Consider the following 24,015-nt stretch of genomic DNA (forward strand, 5'->3'; position numbering starts at 1 on the left):
ACTGTATGCCGACAACCGCGCTCAAACGCCCCGTACTGACCCTGCTGGCCCTCGGCTTTGCCATCTCCACCGCCTTCGCCGCGCCGGCGCCCACCGACCGGCAAGCCGACCGCTGGGATTTGACGGCGCTGTATCAAAACGATGCCGCGTTCGACGCCGACGCGAAAAAGCTGTCGGCCCAGCTGCAGCAACTGGGTGCCTGCAAAGGGCAGCTGAAAGCCTCGCCGGCCCGGCTGAAAAGCTGCCTGGACCTGTACGCCGATGCGCGCAAGCGCGTCAACACGCTCACCACCTATGCGGCGCAGTACTACGACCAGGATACGGGCGACAGCAAGGGCAACCAGCTGAACCAGCGCGCCGCCCTGCTGGGCAACGATTTCTCCCAGGCGACGACCTTTCTGCAGCCGGAAATCCTTGCCCTGGGCAGCCAGCGCATCGATGCCATGCTGGCGAAGGACAAGGGCTTGCAGCTGTACCGTTTTCAATTGAGCAACATGCTGCGCAGCGCACCGCATACGCTCGACGCGGCTGGCGAGCAGCTGGTGGCGCAGTTTGGCCTGGCAACAAACTCGGCCGCCAGCGTCTACCGCACCCTGGCCAATGCGGAAATCCCGTGGCCGACCGTCACACTGTCGGACGGTACACAAGTGCGCCTCGACCAGGCGGCCTACACGAAATACCGCGACGATGGCAAACGTGCCGACCGCAAGCTGGTGTTCGACGCCTTCTTCGGCAAGTGGAAGGAATATGAACGCACGTTCGGCGAAACCCTGTACGGCCAGCTGAAGACGGATTCCGCGTATGCGAAGGTGCGCCGCTATGCCGACTCGCAAAGCGCGGCGCTCGACGCCGACCATCTGCCGCCAGCCGTCTACCAGACCCTGATCGCGCAAACCAACGCCAATCTGCCCACCTTGCACCGCTACTTCAAGCTGCGCGCGCGCATGCTGGGCGTCAAGGACCTCGCGTATTACGACATCTATGCGCCGCTGCTGAAAAGCGACCGCACCTTCCCGCTGGCCGAAGGCAAGCAGATGATGCTCGACTCCGTCGCGCCGCTGGGGCCCGACTATGTGAAGGCACTCACCGCCGCCGTGGACGCGCGCTGGATGGATGTGTATCCGCGCCCGCGCAAGGTGGCGGGCGCCTATATGAATGGCGACGCGTACGACGTGCATCCGTTCGTGCTCCTCAACTACACGGACAATTACGAAGCCATCAGCACCCTGACGCACGAATGGGGCCACGCCATGCACTCGGTGCTGGCCAACAAGGCGCAGCCATCGATCTATGCACCGTACAGCATCTTTGTGGCGGAAATCGCCTCGACGACGAACGAGGCGCTGCTGCTCGACGCGCGCCTGAAGCAGGCCAAGGATGACGACGAGCGCCTGTTGTACCTGGGCGCGGCGCTGGAAAACCTGCGCGGCACCTTCTTCCGCCAGGCCATGTTTGCCGAATTCGAGGCGGCCATCCACGGCAAGGTAGACAAGGGAGAATCGCTGACGGGCGAAGAGATCACGGCCATCTATGCCGGCATCCTCAAGCGCTACCACGGCGAAGCGCAGGGCGTCATGACCATCGATCCCGCCTACGCGCTGGAATGGGCCTACGTGCCGCATTTTTATCACGGCTTCTACGTGTTCCAGTACGCCACCTCGATCGCGGCAGCGCAGGATTTCGCGCAGCGCATCCTCGACAAGGAACCGGGCGCGCTGGCCGCCTACCTGAAGATGCTCGGCGCGGGCGGCTCGGCCTATCCGTATGAACTGGTGAAGGCGGCCGGCGTCGACCTGGCGTCACCGAAACCGTACCAGGCGCTGGTGGCGCGCATGAACGGCATCATGGACCAGATCGAGGCGATTGAGAGCCGCCGGGGGAAGTAAGCTTTAGGAAACCCCAAGCGAAGGCTGGGGTCAGACCCCCTCTATTGCTAGCGCAAGCCTCTGTGTTAGCGGTGTTGAGGGTCTGACCCCGAAGTTTCAGCCGCCGCAAACGCCGCCGCATCGCTCTCGAACATGTCTTCCAGTTCCTCGCGCGCCTGGCGCGTGAGGGACATGACTTTTTGCTGGTCCTGGAAGTGCGGCGCCACTTCCAGCAGGGTTTTCAGGTTATGCCGGCCAAAGATGCCGGCCGCGCGCTGCGCCCGCTCCGGGCTGAAGCCCACCTGCTGCAAGGTCTGCTCGCCCAGCAGCAGCGCCGCCGCGAACGTCTCGCGCTCGATCAGGGTCACGCCCCGCTTCATCAATTCATAGTAATGCGTGACGTTGCGCGCGCGCGCCAGAATCGTCAGTTCGGGCAGGCGCAGGCGCACGGCGTCGACCAGGGCCAGGCTGTCATCCACATTGTCGATGGCGATCACCAGCGCCCTGGCCTTCTCGATGCCGGCCGCCACCAGCAGATCCACGCGCGTGGCGTCGCCATAGAACACCTTGAAGCCGAACTTGCGCAGCAGCTCGATCTGGTCCGGGTCGTGATCCAGCACCGTCACGCCGATTTTATTGGCCGCCAGCAGGCGGCCGATGATCTGGCCGAAGCGGCCGAAACCGGCGATGACGATGGGGTTGTCCTGCGCCTCGATATGGTCGTCGGGGCGGCGCTTCTTTTCGCTTTGCAGGCGCGGCGCGACGAATTTGTCGTGCGCCAGCAGCAGCAAGGGCGTGGCCACCATCGACAGGGTCACCACCACGACCAGCAGCGCGGCCGTCTCCGGCGCAAACACGTGCGCGGCCTCGGCGGCGGCAAACACGACGAAGGCGAATTCGCCGCCCTGCGACAGCAGCAGCGCAAAGAACAGCTGCTGGCCGCGGGGAATGTCGACAAACTTCGACAGCAGGTACAGCAAGGCGATCTTGACCACCAGCAGCCCCGCCACCAGGGCCAGGATCAGCAGGGGCTGGGCGCGCAGCACGCCGAAATCGACGGACATGCCGACGGCGATGAAAAACAGGCCCAGCAGCAGTCCCTTGAACGGCTCCAGGTCGGAAATGAGTTCATGGCGGTATTCGGAATCGGCCAGCAGCACGCCCGCCATAAAGGTACCCAGCGCCATCGACAAGCCCACCGATTCCATCAGCACGCAAATGGCGATCACCAGCAGCAGGGCGAAGGCCGTGAAGATTTCGCGCAAGTCCGTCCTGGCGATGAAGCGCAGGACGGGGTTCACCAGGAAGCGCCCGCCGATCACCAGGGCCGCCAGCACGGCGGCCAGCTTGGCCACGCGCAGCCAGCCCGGCTCACCGCTATGCGTGACCAGGCCGCCCAGCAGCGGCACCAGCGCGATCATGGGAATGGCGGCGATATCCTGGAACAGCAAAATGGAAAAGCCCGCGGAACCGGCCGGCGTCGTCATCAGCTTGCGTTCGCCCAGGGTAGCGAGCACGATGGCCGTCGACGACAGCGACAGCCCCAGCGCGCCCACCAGCGCGGTGCGCCAATCCACGCCAAAGGCCATGGCCACGGCGCACAAGCCCGCGCTGACGACACCCACCTGCGCCCCGCCCCAGCCGAAAATCGGGCGGCGCAGCAGCCACAATCGTTTGGGTTCCAGCTCCAGGCCGATCAGGAACAGCAGCAGCACCACGCCGAATTCGGAAAAGCTGAGGATCACCTCGACATTCTTGATCAGGCCCAGGCCCCAGGGACCGATAACGACGCCGGCCACCAGATAACCCAGCACGGCGCCCATGCCCAGGCGCTTGGCCAGCGGCACCATGATGATGGCGGCAACCAGGTAAAACAGTATGTTGATGAGAAAGCTGTGGTGTTCCATGCGGATTCCGGAAAAACGTGACTGGAATCGCAATCATGCCTGAAGTGGCGCGCCAGCGGGGTATCAGGGTTGCGGCGCATCGATACGTGCGCGTAGTTCGTCGACATTCACGCGCTGGAGGTAGCTTTCGATATTCTTCCACACGGCGTGGTAGCCGTAGCCGCCATTTTTCAGCTCGTCGATCGCTTTCTCGCGCGGCCAACCCTGGTACAGCATGCGGTACATGGCGGCCATCATGCCCGTGCGGTCGGCGCCGTGCAGGCAGTGCAGCAACACGGGACCGTGCTGTCCGGCGGCGCGGATGGCACGCATGGTGTCGATCACATGCCGGTCGCGGATGGCCCAGGTATTGATGGGAATACGGACGGCGCGGATGCCGCTGCCTTCCAGCACCTGCGTATCGGAGTGGAAGGAGCGCAGGCTGATCACCGTCTTCACGCCCAGCGCCTGCAGCTGGGCCACGTCGGCGCTGTCCAGCCTGGCGCTGCGGTACAGGACGGGCGTGACCTGGTGCAGGTTCGACACCTGCGGCAATGGCGTGGCCCAGTCCGGATGGCGTGGCGGCGATGGCTGCGCCCCGGCGGGCGCGGCGGCCAGCCCCAGGGCGAGCGTCAAAAGTACTGCATGTAACATCATGGCTTCCTTGTTATTGACGAATGGCGCCAGCGCGCAGCACCTGCGCCAGTACGTCCAAAGCGGCGCGCGGACGGCCCAGGGCCAGCGCTTTCGCGCGCATGGCGTGCAACTGTGCAGGATGATCGAGCAGCAGGCGCACCCTGTATTCCAGGGTGACGGCATCGAATGCCTTCAGGGCCACGCCCTGCTCCAGCAGATAGTCGGCATTGCGCTCTTCCTGCCCCGGAATCGGCGAGTTGACGATCATGGGCAAACCCAGGGCCAGGCATTCGGACGTGGTCAGCCCGCCCGGCTTGGTGATCACCAGGTCGGCGCACGCCATCAGGCGCTCGACTTCGCTGGTAAAGCCTTGCGCCAGCAGGCGACCCGGATACTGGCCGGCCAGTGCCTGCAGCGCCGCCAGCGCGGCGGCGTTTTTCCCCGCCAGCACGATCAGCTGGAAATCGCCCGGCAGCGCCAGCAGGCGCGCGGCGACCGTTTCAAGGCTGCCCAGTCCCGCCCCGCCGCCCATCAGCAATATCGTCGTGCGCTGCGGGTCGAGGCCAAACGCCTGCGCGCACGAGACGCGGTCGGGCACCTGCGCAAACGCGGGCATGATGGGGATGCCCGTCACGTGGATGCGTTCAGCGGGGATGCCTTCGTGGCGCATGCGGAACGCCACTTCGTCGGTGGCGGCAAAATATCCCTGCATCTGTTCATGCACCCACATGCGGTGCAAGTCGAAATCCGTGACTTGTACCCAGACGGGGCAAGCCAGCTGCTGCTGGCGCAGTGCGCGCGACAGCAGTTCGGCCGGCAGGAAATGCGTGCAGATGATGGCGTCAGGCTGGAAGGCGGCGATCTGCGCCATCAGCGCGCGCGTGTTGAGGCGCTCGATGCCACGGCGCAGGAGCTGCATGGTGCTGTCGCGCGGCGCATCGTGGGTGGCGTGATACAGATAGCCCCACAGCGCGGGGGCCTTGTTGACCAGCTTGATATAGAAATCCGTGTACAGCTTGCGAAATGCCGGCGTGACGAAGTCCATCACGTCGAGATGCAGGACCAGCGCCGCAGGGCCTGCGCCGCCATCGCGCGACGCATACGCCTCGATGGCTTGCGCCGCGCGCATGTGGCCGGCGCCGGCCGAGACGCTCAGGAGAAGAATTTTTTTTGTCATGAGCTAGCCAATCACGGGGATAGGCAGGGCCGACACTTTCCAGCTGCCTTTGAGCTTGCGCTCCATCAAAGCCGGCAAGGTGCTGGCGTCGGGCGCGCCTTTTTTGGTGAACTTCACCGGCACCAGCAGATAGATGGTGACCTTGTCATCGTCGGCAATGTCTTCTTCCTCGGGCGCCGGATTCCAGCGCTTGTCGATGGCCAGCAGCGCATCGACGCCGTCCGGCCAGGCCAGGTCCGCCAGGTGCGGATCGTCGCGCCGCAGCAGCTCGCCGGCGGCCAGGCTGGCCTGATCGAGCGTGCGTCGTCCCAGGCGCGCCAGCAGCGCCACCGGAAAGCGCCATGGGCTGTGTTCCGTGAAGCCGTGCACGGTCAGCGGCCAGCGGGCCGGCAGGCAGATGGCCAGTTCGGTCATCGGCGATTGCTGGAACAGGCCAACCGTAAACAGCAGCTTGAAATCGCTCTTGCCATCGATGCAGCTGATTCCCAGCGAAAAGCGCGCGTCGCCGCTGTCCGGGCTGAACACGGCGGGCAGCACCCAGCCGGCGCTGTTGTGCATGAAGGTGCGGATCGATTCCTGCGGCGAGGCGGCCGCCTGCTGCGGCACGTCGAGTATGCTGACGCCGCCGGCGGCAGCGAGCAATTGGGCGATCGCGGGAAAACCCCAGCCGGTGGCGATATCGACCGGCGCCTGGTTCCAGCGCGTATGCAGGCGGTTCGGATTGGCGCCCCGCTGCAGCAGCAACGCGACCACGTCCTGATGGCCGCCGATGCAGGCGCTGTCCAGCGGCGACAGGATATTGTCCGGCAGGCCATCGACGGCAGCGCCATGCTCGAGCAGCCAGCGGCAGGTATCGAGATGGCCATGGCTTGCCGCCGCGTCCAGCGGCGTATGGTTGCGGTAACCGGGCAAGGGCAGATCGATGTCCATGCCCAGCGACACGAGCAGCGCGCAGACGTCGCGGCTGCCGCCGGCCGCGGCCAGATGCAGCAGCGATTCGCCGTCATCCATGTTGTAGCGGCGCAAAGTCAACAGCAGCGGCGTGGCCTGGAGCAGGCCGCGCACCTGCTCCACCTGATTCTCGCCCACGGCGTCGCAAAGGCGAAAAAATGTCTCCCGGTGCTGGTTATACAGTGTGTTATTACCCATTCCTCGTCTCTGCTCGTGCTGGCGGCGCCATCATCGAGCGGAGAATAGCATTTTCTTTCGATTAATCTGCGCGATTTGACAACTCCGGTGTGCGCCGTGCGGCGACGCGCGTATTGAGCGTTACAAATCCATGAAACTGACAGGTGCCACGTCGACGCGCATGACCGGATACAGGTTCAGCCGCTCATCCCACGACGCGTGGCGGCGGGCGAAAAACTCCAGGCGCGCGCGCGGACTCTTTGCAAACTCGGGCTCGTCGGCCAGCTTCTGCCGGAACTGCGCCGCCAGCGCCGGGTCGGCCGCCAACTGCGCGCGCGCCACGTCCTCGGCCACATAGTCCTCCATGTATTCCTTGCGCTCGAACGCCGTGTTGAAGCTGCCCCAGGCCAGCAGCGAATCGGGCGCGCGCGGCTCGAGCAGCGCCACCACCAGGCGCGCCTTCGGCTGGTTGACGGGCACGTACAGCGCGCCGGCATCGACGAGGCGCTCCTCTTTCTGCCACTCGCCCTGTACCGCCGCCGTCTGGCGTCCCTCGAACGACTGCGCGCCAAACTTGACGGCGGTGGCGCGGAAGACTTCCACATTCTGCCCGGCGAAGATGCTGCGCATTTCCTTGTAGGCGATGCCGTGCTGGCGCAACTTGGCGCCCACCATGGCCGCCTGCGCGCGCGGCACCAGGTAACCGGCCTTCGGTGCGGCCAGCTGCAGGTCAGGCACGATCTCGTCGCGCAACGGCACGTTCCAGATCTGCGGTGTCTTTTCGTCATAGCGCGTCATCAGGGCGCCCGATACCTCGGACGGCGTGCGCGTGTAGGCATAGCCGCGAAACGCGATCATGCGGCTTTTCTCCGTGGTCTTGTAGCTGAGGGGCAGCGCACTGCCGGCCAGCTGCGTCGCGCGCAGGTCCGCTTCCATGGCGCTCTGCCGCCATGCGGCGCCGTGCTGCGCCATCTGCGACAGCAGGGAAATGATGGTATTGCGCGTGATGCGCACGCGGGTCGGGTAGTCCTTCCACGAGTGGGTTTCCACCAGCACGCCGAAACGGTTACGCAACAGGAAATAACCGTGCGAAAAGCGCGGGTTCGGCGTCGAATCGACAAAACCCGACTGCGGATTGTCTTCTTCGGCAAACGACATGTAGAACGGCTTCGGATCGGAACCCTGCTTTGCCAGGTCGGCCAGCACGCCGTCGCGCAGCGCCGATCCCGCCGCGCGCAAGGCCGCATCGCCCGCATGCACGGGTTCGACCTGGATCGAGATATCGGGTTCGAACTGCGCGCCGTCCGTCACGTGCAGGTCGACATACGCCAGCGGATCCCAGGCATTGACCAGCGCCAGCATGTGCTGCATCTCGGGAGAATCGGCTTTCATGTAGTCGCGGTTCAAATTGAAATTCTGCGCCGTGCTGCGCCAGCCCATTTCCTGCGGTCCCCGCTGGTTCGGGCGGTTCCACGCACCGAAGCGCTCATGGCCATCGACATTAAACACGGGCACGAACAGCACCACCTGCTTGTCCAGCGCGCCGGCGGCGGCCTTGCCTTCCAATACTTCGCGCAGGGCCAGGAAACCCGCATCCTTGCCGTCGATCTCCCCCGCATGGATACCGCCCTGCACCAGCAGCACCGGTATCTTGCGCAGCCTGGCCGCGTCCGGCGTCAGCGCGCCCGTGTTGGAAACGGCCAGCGCCAGCATGGGGCGGTTTTCCGGCGTGCGGCCAAATTCAAAGCAGCGCACCTGTTTCGGATACTGGTCTTCGAAGCGCCGGCACAAGGCTTCCACTTCCTCGTAGCGGCCCGTATTCCTGAAACCCGAGTACTCGGCCTCCGTCTTCAGGGAAAACAGCCGCATATCGCGTGCGGCGTGCGCGTTGACGGCAAGCAGGGAAAACATGGCGGCGGACAGCAGGACACGGCGTAGCATCGGACTAGCTCCATCAAGAGGGACAAGCGGGCAATTATAGAGTGGCGGTCAGGTAAAAACGCAACGGCAAATAAAAAAGCCGGAACAGCGTCAGCTGCTCCGGCCTTGCTCTGGCAAGCGTGAGTTACGAGCCAAAGTGGTAGTTGAACTCGACCCAGCCCTGGCGTCCCTGCGGGCTGAAACTGCCCACCGGGTAGTACGGCCAGCCTCCGCTCGTGTCGCGCTTGATCTTGTCGAAGACGTTGTTGACGATCAGCGACAAGGTGGCGCGGTCGTTGATACGGTACACGGTGCTGATATTGGCCAGCGCCGTCGGCGTCAGATAGGCCGTGCTGGCGGCGTTCGGGATCTTGCCGTAGCGGCTGACCAGCAGGGTGTTCGACCAGTCGCCCGCGCTCCAGTTCACGCTCAGGTTCAGCTTGTCGGGCCAATCCATGTTCGTCAGCGATTTCGTCTCGTCGATCTCTTCGTCGCCGACGAATTGCTGCGACTTCTTGCTCAGCACCTTGGCGTAGTTGGCCTTGAAGGCGAAACGGCCGTAGTCCGCCGTGCGCAGCAGGTACTTCAGGCTCACGTCGATGCCGCTGCTGCTCTGCTTTGCCGCATTGATCGGATTGACGGTGATGGTCTTGATCTCGCCGGCGCGGTTCAGGGCATTCGCCGCGAAGCGCTCGACGCGGCCCAGGGTATCGACGCAGGTCGGCGAATTGATATCCGTCTTGCCCAGGCGGCAATCGGCTTCGTCGCGCAAGATCTTGTCGGAACTCAGGTTCGTCACGAGGTCATCGATCTTGATGTTCCAGTAGTCGACGGAGACGTCGAAGTTCGAGCTGGGCGACCAGACGGCGCCGACGCCAAACGACTTGCCTTTTTCCGACTGCAGGTCCTTGCTGCCGTTCTGCACATAATCGGCGCCCGGCGACTTGTTGGCAAATTCGCAGCCTTCGATGGCCTGGCCGGCCGCGCCGCAGCGGTAGTAGTCGGTGGTGCTCGAGTAGTAACCGGTGCCGCGCGCCTTGTAGATGTAATTCATGTCCGGCGCGCGGAAGCTGGTGGCGTAGTTGGCGCGGAACAGCAGCTCAGGCGCGGGACGCAGTTCCAGGCCGCCGTTGTAGGTGAACTTGCCCTCATGGCGGCCGGCAAAGCTGTAACGGTCGTAACGGCCGGCCAGGGTACCGGTCAGCTTTTCATGCAGCGGCAGATTCAATTCCGCCCCCAGCGCATAGCGGGTACGCGTGCCGGCCGTGATATCGGATTTGGTGGCGACGTTGAAGTAGCCATCGTTCAGGCGCGCATCGGGCACATTGCTGAAGCCCTGCTTGCCCACCTCGGCGATGGTGGCGATCTTCGCCACGCCGGCGGGCAGCTGGAACAGGTCGCCATTCGTGGACAGGCTCAGGGTATTCGTCCAGGCCTTGTCGTCGCTGTCGGAATTGCCCGTGATGGTGTCGAATTCGGCCGCCGTCACGCGGCGCGACAGGCGGGCCGGATCCGGTGCGTAGATCGGCACGCCGGCAGCGTCGGTGCCCAGTTTCGGTCCCAGGAAGAAGCTGTCGATATTGGCCAGCGCGCGCGGCGTGTGGCTTTCGCTCTTGTACACCGAGGCATTGTAGTTCGCTTCATACTGCCAGGATGACGTGCCGGGAATGCGGCCCTTGGCGCCCAGCGAGATGGCCGTGGCCATGTCGTCCCACTTGCGGTTGTAGCGCTCCACGCCGCCCATTTCCTCGGGCGATATATAACGCGTCCACGCCTCGTAGCGATTCGTGTTCTGGTTGCGGAAATAGCTGCTGCCCGTCGACGACGACGTCCACGTCGGGCCGCGCGTGTTGTTCTCGGTCGAGTTCTTGCCAATCAGAAAATCGGCGAACAGGGTCGTTTCCGGCGACAGCTCATAGTTGGCGCTGCCGAACACGTTCTGGCTGCGGTTCTTGGTTTGCGTGGTCCAGTAAGTGGGGCCGACTTTCGGGCTGGCGCAATAGCTGCCGTTCTTCGCCTGGTACTTGACGACGCTGCCGCCGAACAGGTCGCCGAACTGGTTGCAGGTATCGCCCAGGTCCACGTAGCTGCCGGAGGTGCCCGCCTGTACCACGCGGCGCGAGGCGATATTCGTCGGCGTGCCCGAACGGGTGGCCATGAAGTCGCGCTGCAGGCTCGACAGCGGATCGCGCTGGCTCAACTCCAAGCTGAACAAGGTATGCAACTTGTCGAAATTGCCGCCGCCCGTCAGTTGCACGCGCTGGTTGCCGGCGCCGCCACGCGTGGTGCCGCCCGCCTTGACATTGATGTCGAAACCTTCCGTCTGCTTTTTCAGGATGACGTTGACCACGCCGGCGATCGCGTCGGAACCATAGATGGCCGAAGCGCCGCCGTTGAGTATCTCGATGCGGTCGACAATGCTCGACGGGATATTCGCCAGGTTGGTGAAGTTGACCGTGCCTTCGTAGGCGACGGGGAAGTCGGCCAGGCGGCGGCCGTTCAGCAGGATCAAGGTGTGGTTCGGGCCCAGGCCGCGCAAGCTGATGGTATTGGCCGACGGCGTGAACGTATTGCCGAAGTCTTCGCCTTGCGTAAAGCCGCTGTTCTGTACCTGGTTGGTCAGCGCATCGAAGACGTTCTTGTACCCTTGCTTGGTGATTTCATCCCCCGTCAGGATGGTGACGGAAGACGGGCCTTCCAGGCTGGCGCGGGGAATCCGCGAACCGGTGACCACGACGGCTGGCGGGGTGGCCGCCGGCTGCTGATCCGCTGCGGGCGCTTGCGTTTGCGCGTGCACCTGCCATGCGGAACCGCCCAGGATAGCCAGTACGGCTACGGTGAGCGGTGGTAACTTGAATTGTATAGGCATCTTTGCGCTTCTCAAGGTTAGGGAGAAGGCGAAAGATATCAAAATGCCAGTAATTACAGAACGAATGGATTCATCTTTCTATATATCAAAATTGTTATATAGAAATATTTATGAGCAGGAAAACGCCACGCGCCTTGCCTGGCACATGGCAGGAACATGCGCCTTAACGGCGAATGATGGCAATTTCCTTGTAGGCCGGGCGCAGCAGGCGCGTGGCCGTGTCGGCCGGACTCTCGATTGAACCCAACAGTCTGAGCGCGCCCGTGGCCGGCGTGCAGCTGCCACTGCTGCGGTAGCGCAGCGCCGCCGCCAGCATGCCTTCGGCCGCGTCGCCCAACTGGTGCTGGTAATCGTCCGCCACGTCGCAGGTCGGCGCCATGCCATCGGCAAAGTCGCCAAAGCCCTTGGCATTGACGCCCTGGAACTGCACGGCAAAATACGTGGTGCCGCAATTCGGCGCGGGAAAGAAACCGTAGGGCTTGCCGCACGTCGTGCCACCGATCAGGTTGACCTGCACGTCCACGCCGCGCAAGCCGTTGATGATCGCTTCGCTGGCCGAACAGGTATTGCCGGTTGTCAGCAAGGTCACGCGCTTGAGACCCAGGGAAGGCAACGGCGTTCCCTTGGCGAGGGGATTCGGGCCGCCGAAGCCCTGGCTTTGCGCATGGAATGGCACGGGCGCTTCCGGCCGGGTCTTGTCATTGAAGAGCACCTGCTCGAAGGTCTTGCCGGTAGTAACTTGCGGGCCAGCAATCATGTAAGCGAGTTCACTGGCGACATCCAGATAACCGCCGCCGTTGTAGCGCACATCGAGCACCAGGTCGCTGATGCCGGCCGCCTGGAAGCGGGTCATGGTCTCGATCAGCTGGCGTTCGGCCACATTGTTATGCGTATTGAAGGTCAGGTAGCCCACCTTGCCCGTGGGCGTGTCGATGATGCGCTCGTTCTGCACGGCGCTGGTGCTGACCTCCACCGCCTGCAGGCTCACGGAGATGGGCGCCCCGTTGCGGCTGAACGCCAGCGTATGCGTGCCTTGCGCTGCAGGGAAGAGGCCCGCGTTGAGAATATCTACGCTGGCCGTGTCGGGGGCATTGACGAAATCGACGCCATCGACGGTTTGCAGCACGTCACCGCGCCGCAAGCCCGCCAGTGCCGCCGGCGAGCCTGGCTCGACAATGGTGACCACTGCCTTGCGCGGCGGCGTGGTGCGCGTCAGCGCCAGCAGCATGCCATAGCCCAGTTCCACGCCATTGAGCGAGGCTTCCCATTCCGCCGTCGTATACGTGAAATGGAACTGGTCCTTCGGTTTGCCGGATGCCGTCGTGGCCGTCGTTTTCAGCACATCGAAGTACGCCTTGGCCGTGGTGAAGCTTTGCGGCAGGTAGGTGGTCGGCACTTCGCGGTACCACAGATACGTTTCATCGATCCAGCTGCGCACCCACGTCTGTTCATTGAGCAAGGTGCCCGGCTTGTCGATGCTGCTGCCGCTGCGCGGCGCCTCGCAGCGGTTCGCCACCGTGGATGAAGCGACCAGCGCCGTCGGCCCCGTCGGCCCGGTTGGAGTCAAGGGCGGGACGACGGGCGCGCCGTCGCTGCTGCCTCCGCCTCCGCCGCAGGCACTCAACACTAATACGAGGGAAACAGCGAGGGAACGACGGCGCAGGGAATGCATGACAAACTTTCCGAAAAGAAATTATCTAAAAATTATAATGCGTTTTCCCGGCAGGCGTTGTTTTCTTTGACACAAAAAAAATGGCGCCCGCAGGCGCCATTGCTACAACGTGGAGTTCACCCCATCACGCCACGGTGGCCGCCACGGGCGCAGCCACGACGGGCGGCAGCGGCGTCGGCGCATTGAAGGCGATCAGCAAACTGGCTTCCTTCTCTTTCGCCGCCTTCAAATGACGCTCCTTCACATGGCCATAGCCGCGGATGTCTTCCGGAATGCTGGCAATCGCCACTGCTTGCGCCAGCTTGGCCGTCGTCAGTTTCGGCAGCAAGCCGCCTACCGTCGCGCGGTACTCAAGAATCAGCGCGCGCTCCATCTTGCGCTCGGCCGTATGGCCGAACACGTCGAAGGCCGTGCCGCGCAAGCCCTTGAACTTGGCCAGCACGCCAAACGCCTTCATCATCCACGGGCCGAATTCCTTCTTCACCAGATGGCCCTGGGCGTCCGTCTTGGCCATGATCGGCGGCGCCAGGTGGAACTTGAGCTTGATGTCGCCTTCGAACATGGCGGCGATCTTCGCCTGGAAGGCGCCGTCCGTGTACAGCCGCGCCACTTCATACTCGTCCTTGTAGGCCATCAGCTTGTAGAAGTAGCGGGCCACGGCTTCGGTCAGGCGCAGCTGCGGGCCATTCAGGGCGCTTTCGGCGGCGCGCACCTGGCCGACGAAGTCCAGGTACTGCTGCGCATACGCGCGGTCCTGATAGGCCGTCAGCAGGGCCACCCGTTTTTCGATGATGTCGTCGAGCGTGTCGATGCGCTTGAATTCGACCACCTTGGCTGGCGTTGTCATGCGTACCAGGCTGGCCGCATCGTGGGCGCCGGCGCGGCCCCAGTTGAAGGCGGCCTTGTTGAACGCCACCGAGACGTTGTTCAAGTCGATGGCCTTCATGATGGACGCTTCGCTCAATGGCACTTTGCCCTTTTGCCAGGCGTAGCCCAGCATGAACATATTCGTCGCAATCGAGTCACCCATCAGCGCCGTGGCGATCTGGCCCGCGTCGATGAAGTCCACGTGGTCGTTGCCGCACGCTTTTTCGATTTCCATGCGCGCGGAAGCGCCGGGGAATTGCCAGTCAGGGTTCTTCACGAAGGCAGCCGTCGACGAACTGGTCGAGTTGATCATGGCCCAGCTACGTCCTTCACCCATGCGCGACAGGGCGTCGCGGCTGGCCGTGACGATCAGGTCGCAGCCGATGACAAGATCGGCCGCACCGGTGCCCACGCGCGTCGAGTGGATATCTTCCTGGCGGTCCGCCAGGCGCACGTGCGACATGACAGGGCCGCCTTTTTGCGCCAGGCCGCTCATGTCCAGCACGGAACAGCCCTTGCCTTCCACGTGGGCCGCCATGGCCAGGATCTGGCCGACGGTGACGACACCCGTGCCGCCGATGCCGGTGACCAGAATGCCGAACGGCTCGGCCGTCGATGGAATCTGCGGCGTCGGCAAGGCCGGTACTGCTGGCGCATCCTTGTCGGCGGCAGCCGCTTTTTTCGGCTTTTTCAGGCCGCCGCCTTCCACCGTCACGAAGCTCGGGCAGAAGCCCGTCGTGCACGAGAAATCCTTGTTGCAGGACGACTGGTTGATCTGGCGCTTGCGCCCCAGTTCCGTTTCCAGCGGTTCCACCGACAGGCAGTTCGACTGCACGGAACAGTCGCCGCAGCCTTCGCAGACGGCTTCGTTGATGACGGCGCGCTTGGCCGGGTCCGGATACTCATTGCGTTTGCGGCGGCGGCGTTTTTCCGAGGCGCAGGTCTGGTCGTAGATCATGGCCGACACGCCGGGCATATCGCGCAGTTCGCGCTGCACGTCCATCAGTTCCGAGCGGTGGCGCACGGTGACGCCTTCGGCCCAGGCGTAATCGTCCGGGTATTTTTCCGGTTCGTCCGTGACGACGATGATCGGGCCCACGCCTTCGGCGGCGATCTGGCGCGAAATGATGGCCGGAGACAATGGCCCGTCGAATTCCTGGCCGCCCGTCATGGCCACCGCATCGTTGAACAGGATTTTATAGGTGATGTTCACCTTGGCCGAGACGGCCGCGCGGATGGCCAGGATGCCCGAGTGGAAATACGTGCCGTCGCCGAGGTTGGTAAACACGTGCTTTTCATTCGTGAACGGCGCCTGCCCCACCCACGTGACGCCTTCGGCGCCCATATGGGTAAATGTCGACGTTTCACGGTCCATCCACAGCACCATGTAATGGCAGCCGATGCCGGCCAGCGCGCGCGAACCTTCCGGCACCTTGGTCGAGCTGTTGTGCGGGCAGCCGGAGCAGAAGAACGGCGTGCGGTCCTTCTGCGGATCGGGTTTCACGCTGATGGCTTTCAGCACATTCTCTTTGGCTTCCAGGTAGGCGATGCGCTCCTTCACGCGCTGCTCCACCGGATGACCTGCGTAATAGCGCGAAATGCGGCTGGCAATCGCGCGCGCGATCATGGCCGGGTTCAGCTCATACGTGGCCGGCAGCAGCCAGTCGCCGTGGCCCGTGCCCTTCTGGTTGCTCCACTCGCCCGTGTCGTCGAACTTGCCGACCACGCGCGGACGCTCGCCGTCTTTGAGGTTGTAGAGTTCTTCCTTCAGCGCGTATTCGAGGATCTGGCGCTTTTCTTCCACCACGAGGATCTCGTCGAGGCCCTTGGCGAATTCGTGCACGCCGTCCGCTTCCAGCGGCCACGTCATGCCGATCTTGTACAGGCGGATGCCGATATCGGACGCCGTCTGCTCGTCGATGCCCAGGTCGGCCAGCGCCTGGCGCGTATCGAGGTAGGATTTGCCGGCCGTGATGATGCCGATACGCGCCTTCGGGCTGTCCCAGATGATTTTATTGAGCTTGTTGGCACGCGCATACGCCAGCGCCGCATACCATTTGTAGCTGTTCATGCGTACTTCTTGCTCCAGCACCGTGTCGGGCCAGCGGATGTTCAGGCCACCGGCCGGCATCTCGAAGTCGGTCGGCAGGGTGATCTGCACGCGGTCCGGGTCGAAGTCGACGGCGGCGCCCGACTCGATGATGTCGGTCACGCATTTCATCGATACCCATAAGCCCGTGTAGCGGCTCATGGCCCAGGCGTGCAAGCCGTAGTCGATGTATTCCTGCACCGACGACGGATACAGCACGGGAATGCCGCAGGCGTTCAGGATATGGTCGGACTGGTGCGCCGTGGACGAGGACTTGGCCGCATGGTCGTCGCCGGCCAGCACCAGCACGCCGCCGTGCTTGGCGGAACCGGCGTTATTCGCGTGCTTGAACACGTCGCCGCAACGGTCGACGCCGGGGCCCTTGCCGTACCACATGCCGAACACGCCATCGTATTTCGCGTCTTCGAACAGATTCGTTTGCTGCGTGCCCCAGACGGCCGTGGCGGCCAGGTCTTCATTCAGGCCCGGGTGGAATTTGACGTGGTGCTCATCGAGGTATTTCTTGGCCTTGATCGCCGTCATGTCGACGGACGTCACAGGCGAACCGCGGTAACCGGTGATGTAGCCGGCCGTATTCAGGCCAGCCTTCAGGTCGCGCTCGCGCTGCAGCATGGGCAGGCGGATCAGCGCTTGCGTGCCCGTCATGAAGGCGCGGCCACGCTCCAAGGTGTATTTGTCGTTCAGGGAAATTTCAGACGCGTGCGCGCCCGGCTCAAGACTCGAGCCCTTGATTGGTGCATTCATTACTTGTCTCCATTATTCTCTGTGCTACGCGTGCAAAGTCGGTTGAACTCACACGTACCGGCCGCGCTTTGTGAGCATGCCGGTGCGGAAAAATGACTTGTTTGTCGTAGACTACCACAGGAATGCGCGCAGTTCTTTGCTGCGCTGCACTCCCGGGCTGGTACTCTTTTTACTACTATTTGTTACAAAGCAACATTACGCCGCGTTCGTATCTTTCAGCACGCCGCGCTTGATCTGGTCCAGCTCGATCGATTCGAACAGGGCGCGGAAATTGCCTTCGCCGAAGCCCTGGTCGCCCTTGCGCTGGATGATCTCGAAGAAGATCGGGCCGATCACCGTCTGCGTGAAGATTTGCAGCAGCAGTTCGCGTTCGTTTTCCGTGCTGTGGCCATCGATCAGGATGCGCAGGCGGCGCAGTTCTTCCAGCTGCTCGCCGTGGTTCGGCAGGCGGCGGTTGACCAGCTCATAGTAAGTTTCAATCGTGTCCTGGAAATCGATACCCGTATCGCGCATGCCTTGCACGGAGCCGTAGATATCATCGGTGCCCAGCGCGATATGCTGAATGCCTTCGCCATGGTACTGGTCCAGGTATTCGGCGATCTGCGACTTGTCGTCCGACGATTCGTTGATCGGGATGCGGATCTTGCCGCATGGCGAAGTCATGGCTTTCGACTTCAGGCCCGTATGCTTGCCTTCGATATCGAAGTAGCGCACTTCGCGGAAGTTGAACAGGTTTTCATAGAAACCGGCCCATTCCTTCATGCGGCCACGGTGCACATTGTGCGTCAGGTGGTCGATATAGGTCAGGCCATGGCCGACCGGGTTGGCAACGGCGCCGGGAATGGCGACAAAGTCGACGTCATAGATGCTGATATCGCCGATGCCGCCTGGTGCGGCCGCGTCCGGCTTATCGGCGCCCTTGCCGCGCCAGCGGTCGACGAAGTACAGCAGCGAATCGCCCACGCCCTTGATGGCGGGGATATTCAGCTCCATCGGACCTGTTTTGTTATCGAAACCCCAGGCGCCCAGTTCCAGCGCGCGGCGGTACACGAAGGCCGCGTCGTCGACGCGGATGGCGATGGCGCACACGGACGGGCCGTGATGGCGGGCAAAACGCTGCGCGAACGAATCTTGTTCGGCATTGATGATGAAATTGATGTCACCCTGACGGTACAGGGTCACATCCTTGTGGCGGTGGCGCGCGATGGCCGTGAAGCCCATGTTCTCGAACAGCTTGCCCAATGCTTTTGGGTCTGGTGCTGCATACTCGACGAACTCGAAACCATCGGTACCCATCGGGTTATCCCAAGGCTGAAATTGCATGATGTCTCCTCCAAGAAGTAGCGCACAGTATAGGCGCGGTCTGTGGGCATTAAATGCCAAAGATCTCCCGAACAATCATGATTTGCGCAATAATATTGCGTGAAACAAGAACCACCGGAGGAAGCATGAGCAAAATTACGCTGGATAAAACGGATCGCAAGATCCTCGCCGTCCTGCAGGCCGATGGCCGCCTGTCGAACCAGGACGTGGCCGAGCAGGTCAGCCTGTCGCCGTCGCCATGCTTGCGCCGCGTCAAACGGCTGGAAGAAGCGGGCGTGATCCGCCAGTACGTGGCCCTGCTGGACCCGGAAAAGATCGGCCTGGGGCTATTGGCCTACGTGAACGTGCGGCTGGAAAAGCACAGCGACGCCACCGCGCACAGCACGGCGCGCGTGCTGGCGCCCAACCTGGTGACGAACACGTCGCCGCGCGCCGACTTCGCCGTGGCCGTGGCGCAATGGCCAGAAGTGGTGGCCTGCTATGCGATGACGGGTGAGATGGATTACCTGCTGCGCGTGCACGTGGAAGACATGGAGCACTTTTCGCGCTTCATGATGGCGACGCTGCTGCGCCACCCGGCCGTGCTGGATGTGAAATCAAGCTTTGCCTTGCAGCGCATCAAGGATACGACGGCCCTGCCCTTATTGTGATGGCGGCCCGGGCTTCTTCTTACGCCCCGGCAAGCGATCCCACAGTTTGAACGCGGCGCGCGCGTTGGCCTTGAACGTGTAGTCGAACATGGCGAACTGTTCCTGCACGGCTTCCTGCAGCATGCTCGACGGGTTTGGCGGCAACAGTTTCAGGTATGCATCGGCTTCGCCATAGTCGCGCTGGATTTCCATGCCCGCCTTCTTGGCGATATGCATCATCGTCTTGTTGGACGACAAACAATGCATGTACAGGGTATCGACATCGTTGTTGCGACAGTGAATCGCCGCCCGCTCGAACAGCTTTGAACCGACCCCCATGCCGCGCATGGATTTCGACACGGACACGCCAAACTCGGCCACCTGCTCCTTGTCCGTGACGACACTTTTCGCCGGCGACTTGTCCTTCGGCGCGAACGCCAGATGCCCCACCCCCACCAGTTTGAACAGGCTGTTGTAGACGCCGTAGATCATGTCGCGCGAGAAATCCATCTTCTGCACGTACTGAGCCACCAATTCATCGGGCAAGGCGCTGCCGAAGCGCAGCAGCCGGTCGCTTTTCTCGAGCGACAGGAAATGCTTCATCATGCGGCGCCGGTCGCGCTCATGCAACTGCTTGACGAGCACGGTCGGACGCCCGCCGCCGCTACGGCTGAGCCAGCGGCGAAACGGGTTCTGGAACAATTTGGGCAGGGTCATGGCAGTTCCCGGCTGCTGATCACGTTCGTGACGGCCTCGACCCGCGCAGCATGGATGACGGCCGGAATGCGCTTCGGTTCCTGTGCGCACGCTTGCGCCAGCGCGCCCGCATCCACGCCGCGCACGGCCGCCAGCATGGCTTGCAGCCAGGCGGACTGTGGAAACACGGGATCCCGTGCATGCACATCGCAGGCGATGGCGTCCAGCATCTGCACGAAACGCTGCGGCTTGCGCAGTCCGTCACAGCGCTCGCACAAGCTCACCAGTTCCTCGGCACTCAACGCCAGCGCGCCAGCGACCGCCGCCTGCTCGCGCGCCGCCATCACCGCCAGCTCGCGGCAGTCGTTGGGCACGCGCAGGCGCTCGCTCAGCGCGTTGATCTGCGCCAACGGCACAGCCAGCATCAGTACGGCAAAGCGCACGGGCAAGTCATGACCTTGCGCAGCGGCATGGTCGACGACCTGCAGCAAGCGTTCGCTCAGCGCGATTTCCCCCATGATGCGCGCCAGGGCACCGCACTCGTGCAGCACCGTCAGCATGCGCGAAGGATGGCTTTCCATCAGCCCCTTGGCCACTTCCTGCCACACGCGCTCGGCCACGAGGGCGTCGACTTCGCCGTCGGCCACCATGCGGCGCATCAGCTCCATGGTGGCGGGCGCGACAGTAAAAGTATGAAAGCGGGCGGCAAAGCGGGCCAGGCGCAAGATGCGCACGGGGTCTTCGCCGAACGCGTCGGAAACGTGGCGGAAGATTTTATTGCGAATATCCGCGATACCGCCGAACGGATCGGTCAACGTCCCATCCTCGGCCCGGGCGATGGCGTTGATGGTCAGGTCGCGGCGCACCAAGTCGTCTTCCAGCGTGACGTCGGGCGCCGTGTGGAAGACGAAGCCCCGGTAGCCGGGCGCCGTCTTGCGTTCCGTGCGGGCCAGGGCGTATTCTTCCTGCGTCTTCGGGTGCAGAAAGACGGGGAAATCCTTGCCGACGGGGCGGAAGCCCTGGCGCAGCATGTCTTCCGGCGTGGCGCCCACGACGACGTGGTCGTGGTCTTTCACGGGCAAGCCCAGCAGTTGGTCGCGCACCGCGCCACCGACCGTGTATATCTTCATAACACTCTTTTCTTAATCAGGCAGTTCCGCGTCGTGCTTGGCAGCGACTTCCGTTTCCGCCAGCGCTTCCGTGATCCAGCGAGCCACGGCCGGGTGCGCCTGCACTCGCTCGCAATACGCATTCAGGGCCGGCGCCAGGCTCACGCCGTACGTGCGGAAACGCATGACGACGGGTGCGAAATACGCGTCGGCGATGGAAAAGTCGCCAAACAGGAACTGGTGGTGGCCAAAGCGGGACAGACACTCTTCCCAGATTTCGCTGATGCGGCCAATGTCGGCCTGGGCGGCGGCCGTGCGGCCCCGTCCCGGCAACTTCGCCTTGATATTCATCGACATATCCGTGCGCAAGCCGGCGAAACCGGAATGCATTTCCGCGCAGACACAACGCGCCATGGCGCGCGCGGCCACGTCTTGCGGCCACATGTGTTTATCGGGAAACTGCTCGGCCAGGTATTCGCAGATGGCCAGGCTGTCCCAGATCGTGATCTCGCCGGCCAGCAGCACGGGGACCCGGCCGCAGGCCGAATACTCGGCAATTTTGGTGGCCGTGTCGCTCTGGTCGAGCAGCACGCGCACTTCCTGGAACGGGATGCCGAAGGCCGTCATGGCCACCCACGGGCGCATCGACCACGATGAGTAATTCTTGTTGCCGATGATGAGGGTCAGGCCCGGTTCGCGCGCGGCGGCCAGGGTTTGCGTCAGGCTGGGATCAAGGATGGTCGTTTGCATGGTCGGCGTGCTTTAGTTGGATGATGGCAAATCGGCAGAAACAGCGCTGTTTTTCGGCCCCACGGTACCCAGGCGCGCTTTCAGCGACTGCGGGCTCTTCTCGAACAGGGCCGCATAATAGGTGGCGTTGGCCATCACGTTTTTCACGTAGCCGCGCGTTTCCGTGTACGGAATGATCTCGGCAAAGACGGCGCCTTCCAGCGGACGCGTCATGGTGGCGCGCCAGATGCGCAAGCGCCCCGGCCCCGCGTTGTAGGCGGCGCTGGCCAGCACTTGCGAACCGTCGAGACCGCCAAGCACCATGTTCAGGTAATTCGTGCCCAGCAAGACGTTGGTGCGCACGTCGCTCAAGGTTTCCGTAACGAAATCGGTAAGGCCGATCTTCTTGGCGACATAACGGGCCGTCGACGGCATCACCTGCATCAGGCCGGATGCGCCCACGTGCGACTGCGCATCCATGATGAAGCGCGATTCCTGGCGGATCAATCCATACACCCAGGCTTTATCCAGGCCCAGGGTTTGCGTGGCCGGATGCATGACGTCGTCATGCGGCGTCGGATAGCGCTGTGTATAGTCCACTTCCAGACGCGTGCGGTCCGAGGTGTTGACCATGCGGTCGAGCACATTGTTCTGGCGCGCAAATTCCGCGGCCGCCAGATGCTGGCGGTCCGTCATCGAACGCAATTCCCAGTTCCACTCGCGCGTGCCTTCGAAGCGCAAGCGCATATTGAAGAATTTCAAGGCACGCTGCAAGCCCGGATTGGCAGCCATGGCGGCGATTTCCGTGGGCGAGATCGGCTGGCCCGGCGGCGGCAAGATCAGGTGGTTGCCCAGTTCTTCATTGGCCAGCAAGCCATAGAAATTCGATTGCTCGGAAATCGTGCGGTACAGGGCGTCCGCCTGCGGGTTCGGGCGACCCGGCGTTTCCGCCTGCTGCGCGCGCGCCAGCCAGTAGACCCAGGTGGGGTCGGCGCGCAGGGACGCCGGCATGGCCTGGATGGAAGACTTCACCACGGGCCAATTGCCTTCACGCAAGGCGATACGCGCCTTCCACTGCATCTGCTCCTGGGTCAAGGGCGCGCCATTAGTTTTTTGCCAATATTCAAATGCTTCCGGCGCCAGCGAATACGACGCTTGCAAGGCCAGGCTGGCCCAGCCGATGGCCTGTTCCTGAGGCGTCAGCTGCGCGCTGGCCTTTTGCAAGGCCACCACGCCCAGTTTCAAGGTGCTTTTCGCCATGCGGCCGACGGCCACCAGGTACATCTCGTGGTCGGCGCGGCTGGCGCCCGGTCCCTTGGCCAGCACCAGCGCCGGCAAGTCGATGGCTTGCGCCATCTTTGCGTCGGACGCGCCCAGCAGCAGCGCGATGCGGCGCGCCGGGCCCGTGGCATTGGTCTGGCCCGCCAGGCGGATCTGCGCCCACAGGTCATTCGTGTCAAACTGGCCATTTTGCGCCAATGCCGCGATCAGGCTGCCGCACGCTTCGCCATAGCCAGGCGGCGAGACGAGCAGGTTGCGCGCTTCGGACGCCACGTTCTGGCCCTTGGCCGCGCGCGACATCAGCGCGTAGCACTTGAGCTGGGTGTCATCGTCGAGGGCGAATTGCGGGTATTGCTCATCAAACACGACCCAGTCGCGCTTGCGGCCCAGCTCCAGCAGCCAGTCATTGCGGAAACGGTCGGCGATGGCGCTGCCCTTGTAGCGGTTCAGGTAATCACGAAATTGCGCCTCGGTCAGCAGCTTGATGCGCGGTTTCAGCCGATAATAGTCAACATACGATGGAATCTGGTAATTCGTCAGGCGCCCCGCATAAAAGTCGGCTTTTTCGACGTCATCCTTGCGCGCGGCGTCGCGCAGCAGCAGGAAGGCATCGTCCTCGCTGCGCGTGTCGGGGGCGGCTGGAGCTACGGTGGCCGATACCTGGGCCAGGGCTGCCAGGGGAGACAAGGCCGATGCAACACACAGCATCGTGCCGGCAATCCATTTCAGTGGGGAAATCAATGTACGACTCTCAATCTTAACTTGATGGTGATATGAATAGCGACCCTAGAATAACATGCGATCCGGCTGCACGGCCACCCATTGCGCCACAGGACAAAGCCGGCTTGCGCAAGGCCCTGCTGGCGGCCCGGCGCGCCCTGCCCGATGCCACGCGAGTAACGTGGGATGCGGCCATCGCGCAGCGCCTGCTGCACTGGTGCGCACAGGAAAACGTCGAGGAACTGGGCGTGTACTGGCCCCTGCACGGCGAGCCGGACTTGCACGGCGCCTATGCGCAGCTGGCCGCGCGCGGCGTGCAATTAAGCTTGCCGGTGGTGCTGGAAAAACATGCACCGTTGGCATTCAGCGACTGGACGCCGGGCGAAGCCATGGTCAAGGATGGCATGGGCGTGGCCGTGCCGGCCCGATTACGCCTGCGCCCGGCACCCGCTACCCTGCTGGTGCCCTGCCTGGGGGTTAATGAGGAACGCTACCGGCTCGGTTATGGCGGTGGCTATTACGACCGCACCCTGGCGCAGGTCCCCCGTCCGCGCACCCTCGGTATCGCCTATGCCTGCCTGGCGGCAAGCTTTCCCAACGGCGAATACGACATCGCCCTCGATCACATCGTGACCGAGGGCGATCTGTTCTGAT

The 24,015-nt window shown here is 63.2% G+C and carries 16 protein-coding genes; 3 read left to right on the top strand and 13 right to left on the bottom strand.

The window, feature by feature from the left end; all coding sequences use genetic code 11:
* The first annotated feature begins 5 nt into the window (after nt 1-5).
* Nucleotides 6-1,886 carry an oligoendopeptidase F gene (gene pepF / locus BLT98_RS15670; RefSeq protein ID WP_092609248.1) on the top strand — a complete coding sequence of 627 codons (1,881 nt, stop codon included), beginning with the start codon at nt 6-8 and terminating at the stop codon, nt 1,884-1,886.
* Between the two features lie 65 nt (nt 1,887-1,951).
* On the opposite strand, the gene kefC is transcribed toward pepF, so the two are convergent.
* From kefC to hppD, 9 genes are all read right to left on the bottom strand, one after another.
* The gene (kefC, locus tag BLT98_RS15675) at nt 1,952-3,772 is read right to left on the bottom strand and encodes a glutathione-regulated potassium-efflux system protein KefC (RefSeq protein WP_092609251.1); all 1,821 of its coding nucleotides are present in this window, start codon (nt 3,770-3,772) and stop codon (nt 1,952-1,954) included.
* Between the two features lie 63 nt (nt 3,773-3,835).
* Nucleotides 3,836-4,408, bottom strand: coding sequence for a dual specificity protein phosphatase family protein (locus tag BLT98_RS15680; RefSeq protein ID WP_244517505.1), 573 nt, complete (start codon nt 4,406-4,408; stop codon nt 3,836-3,838).
* Nucleotides 4,409-4,418: 10 nt separating this feature from the next.
* A complete protein-coding gene (locus BLT98_RS15685; protein WP_170846395.1) occupies nt 4,419-5,564 on the bottom strand; it encodes an MGDG synthase family glycosyltransferase in 1,146 nt (381 codons plus the stop codon).
* Between the two features lie 3 nt (nt 5,565-5,567).
* Nucleotides 5,568-6,713 carry an ankyrin repeat domain-containing protein gene (locus BLT98_RS15690; protein WP_092609257.1) on the bottom strand — a complete coding sequence of 382 codons (1,146 nt, stop codon included), beginning with the start codon at nt 6,711-6,713 and terminating at the stop codon, nt 5,568-5,570.
* A 120-nt stretch (nt 6,714-6,833) separates the two neighbouring features.
* Nucleotides 6,834-8,633 carry a M14 family metallopeptidase gene (locus BLT98_RS15695; protein WP_170846396.1) on the bottom strand — a complete coding sequence of 600 codons (1,800 nt, stop codon included), beginning with the start codon at nt 8,631-8,633 and terminating at the stop codon, nt 6,834-6,836.
* 124 nt (nt 8,634-8,757) lie between these two features.
* On the bottom strand, nt 8,758-11,481 hold the full coding sequence (locus tag BLT98_RS15700) for a TonB-dependent receptor plug domain-containing protein (RefSeq protein ID WP_092609260.1): 2,724 nt from the start codon (nt 11,479-11,481) through the stop codon (nt 8,758-8,760).
* Between the two features lie 163 nt (nt 11,482-11,644).
* Nucleotides 11,645-13,153: a S41 family peptidase gene (locus BLT98_RS15705; protein ID WP_092609263.1), complete on the bottom strand. Its 1,509-nt coding sequence runs from the start codon at nt 13,151-13,153 to the stop codon at nt 11,645-11,647.
* Between the two features lie 124 nt (nt 13,154-13,277).
* The gene (locus BLT98_RS15710; protein WP_092609266.1) at nt 13,278-16,874 is read right to left on the bottom strand and encodes an indolepyruvate ferredoxin oxidoreductase family protein; all 3,597 of its coding nucleotides are present in this window, start codon (nt 16,872-16,874) and stop codon (nt 13,278-13,280) included.
* 195 nt (nt 16,875-17,069) lie between these two features.
* On the bottom strand, nt 17,070-18,197 hold the full coding sequence (gene hppD, locus BLT98_RS15715; RefSeq protein WP_034783523.1) for a 4-hydroxyphenylpyruvate dioxygenase: 1,128 nt from the start codon (nt 18,195-18,197) through the stop codon (nt 17,070-17,072).
* Nucleotides 18,198-18,322: 125 nt separating this feature from the next.
* Here hppD and BLT98_RS15720 point away from each other — a divergent pair, with 125 nt between their 5' ends.
* On the top strand, nt 18,323-18,847 hold the full coding sequence (locus BLT98_RS15720; RefSeq protein WP_034753092.1) for an Lrp/AsnC family transcriptional regulator: 525 nt from the start codon (nt 18,323-18,325) through the stop codon (nt 18,845-18,847).
* Here the strand turns inward: BLT98_RS15720 and BLT98_RS15725 are convergent.
* Genes BLT98_RS15725 through BLT98_RS15740 form a run of 4 tightly spaced genes read right to left on the bottom strand, consistent with a single transcriptional unit; the run spans nt 18,839 to nt 23,349 of the window.
* Nucleotides 18,839-19,543 (bottom strand): GNAT family N-acetyltransferase, encoded by a 705-nt coding sequence (locus tag BLT98_RS15725; RefSeq protein ID WP_034783526.1) that lies wholly within the window; start codon nt 19,541-19,543, stop codon nt 18,839-18,841. The genes BLT98_RS15720 and BLT98_RS15725 overlap by 9 nt on opposite strands.
* Nucleotides 19,540-20,652: a tRNA nucleotidyltransferase/poly(A) polymerase-related protein gene (locus BLT98_RS15730; RefSeq protein ID WP_092609269.1), complete on the bottom strand. Its 1,113-nt coding sequence runs from the start codon at nt 20,650-20,652 to the stop codon at nt 19,540-19,542. The genes BLT98_RS15725 and BLT98_RS15730 overlap by 4 nt, the downstream gene beginning before the upstream one ends.
* Nucleotides 20,653-20,664: 12 nt before the next feature.
* Nucleotides 20,665-21,381: a glutathione S-transferase family protein gene (locus BLT98_RS15735; RefSeq protein WP_034783529.1), complete on the bottom strand. Its 717-nt coding sequence runs from the start codon at nt 21,379-21,381 to the stop codon at nt 20,665-20,667.
* A 12-nt stretch (nt 21,382-21,393) separates the two neighbouring features.
* Nucleotides 21,394-23,349 (bottom strand): lytic transglycosylase domain-containing protein, encoded by a 1,956-nt coding sequence (locus BLT98_RS15740; RefSeq protein WP_244517506.1) that lies wholly within the window; start codon nt 23,347-23,349, stop codon nt 21,394-21,396.
* A 65-nt stretch (nt 23,350-23,414) separates the two neighbouring features.
* Here BLT98_RS15740 and BLT98_RS15745 point away from each other — a divergent pair, with 65 nt between their 5' ends.
* Nucleotides 23,415-24,014 carry a 5-formyltetrahydrofolate cyclo-ligase gene (locus BLT98_RS15745; RefSeq protein WP_170846397.1) on the top strand — a complete coding sequence of 200 codons (600 nt, stop codon included), beginning with the start codon at nt 23,415-23,417 and terminating at the stop codon, nt 24,012-24,014.
* The last annotated feature ends 1 nt before the right edge of the window (nt 24,015 follow it).

Origin of the sequence: Janthinobacterium sp. YR213, assembly GCF_900099875.1 — a bacterium.
Lineage (GTDB): Bacteria > Pseudomonadota > Gammaproteobacteria > Burkholderiales > Burkholderiaceae_D > Janthinobacterium > Janthinobacterium lividum.

What these genes read in the sequence shown, in the direction of transcription:
- BLT98_RS15695 (WP_170846396.1), bottom strand. Translation starts at nt 8,633, where the DNA reads ATGCTACGCCGTGTCCTGCTGTCCGCCGCCATGTTTTCCCTGCTTGCC.
- pepF (WP_092609248.1), top strand. Translation starts at nt 6, where the DNA reads ATGCCGACAACCGCGCTCAAACGCCCCGTACTGACCCTGCTGGCCCTC.
- BLT98_RS15730 (WP_092609269.1), bottom strand. Translation starts at nt 20,652, where the DNA reads ATGAAGATATACACGGTCGGTGGCGCGGTGCGCGACCAACTGCTGGGC.
- BLT98_RS15710 (WP_092609266.1), bottom strand. Translation starts at nt 16,874, where the DNA reads ATGAATGCACCAATCAAGGGCTCGAGTCTTGAGCCGGGCGCGCACGCG.
- BLT98_RS15735 (WP_034783529.1), bottom strand. Translation starts at nt 21,381, where the DNA reads ATGCAAACGACCATCCTTGATCCCAGCCTGACGCAAACCCTGGCCGCC.
- BLT98_RS15680 (WP_244517505.1), bottom strand. Translation starts at nt 4,408, where the DNA reads ATGATGTTACATGCAGTACTTTTGACGCTCGCCCTGGGGCTGGCCGCC.
- BLT98_RS15690 (WP_092609257.1), bottom strand. Translation starts at nt 6,713, where the DNA reads ATGGGTAATAACACACTGTATAACCAGCACCGGGAGACATTTTTTCGC.
- BLT98_RS15740 (WP_244517506.1), bottom strand. Translation starts at nt 23,349, where the DNA reads ATGCTGTGTGTTGCATCGGCCTTGTCTCCCCTGGCAGCCCTGGCCCAG.
- BLT98_RS15725 (WP_034783526.1), bottom strand. Translation starts at nt 19,543, where the DNA reads ATGACCCTGCCCAAATTGTTCCAGAACCCGTTTCGCCGCTGGCTCAGC.
- BLT98_RS15700 (WP_092609260.1), bottom strand. Translation starts at nt 11,481, where the DNA reads ATGCCTATACAATTCAAGTTACCACCGCTCACCGTAGCCGTACTGGCT.
- kefC (WP_092609251.1), bottom strand. Translation starts at nt 3,772, where the DNA reads ATGGAACACCACAGCTTTCTCATCAACATACTGTTTTACCTGGTTGCC.
- BLT98_RS15720 (WP_034753092.1), top strand. Translation starts at nt 18,323, where the DNA reads ATGAGCAAAATTACGCTGGATAAAACGGATCGCAAGATCCTCGCCGTC.
- BLT98_RS15745 (WP_170846397.1), top strand. Translation starts at nt 23,415, where the DNA reads ATGAATAGCGACCCTAGAATAACATGCGATCCGGCTGCACGGCCACCC.
- BLT98_RS15685 (WP_170846395.1), bottom strand. Translation starts at nt 5,564, where the DNA reads ATGACAAAAAAAATTCTTCTCCTGAGCGTCTCGGCCGGCGCCGGCCAC.
- hppD (WP_034783523.1), bottom strand. Translation starts at nt 18,197, where the DNA reads ATGCAATTTCAGCCTTGGGATAACCCGATGGGTACCGATGGTTTCGAG.
- BLT98_RS15705 (WP_092609263.1), bottom strand. Translation starts at nt 13,153, where the DNA reads ATGCATTCCCTGCGCCGTCGTTCCCTCGCTGTTTCCCTCGTATTAGTG.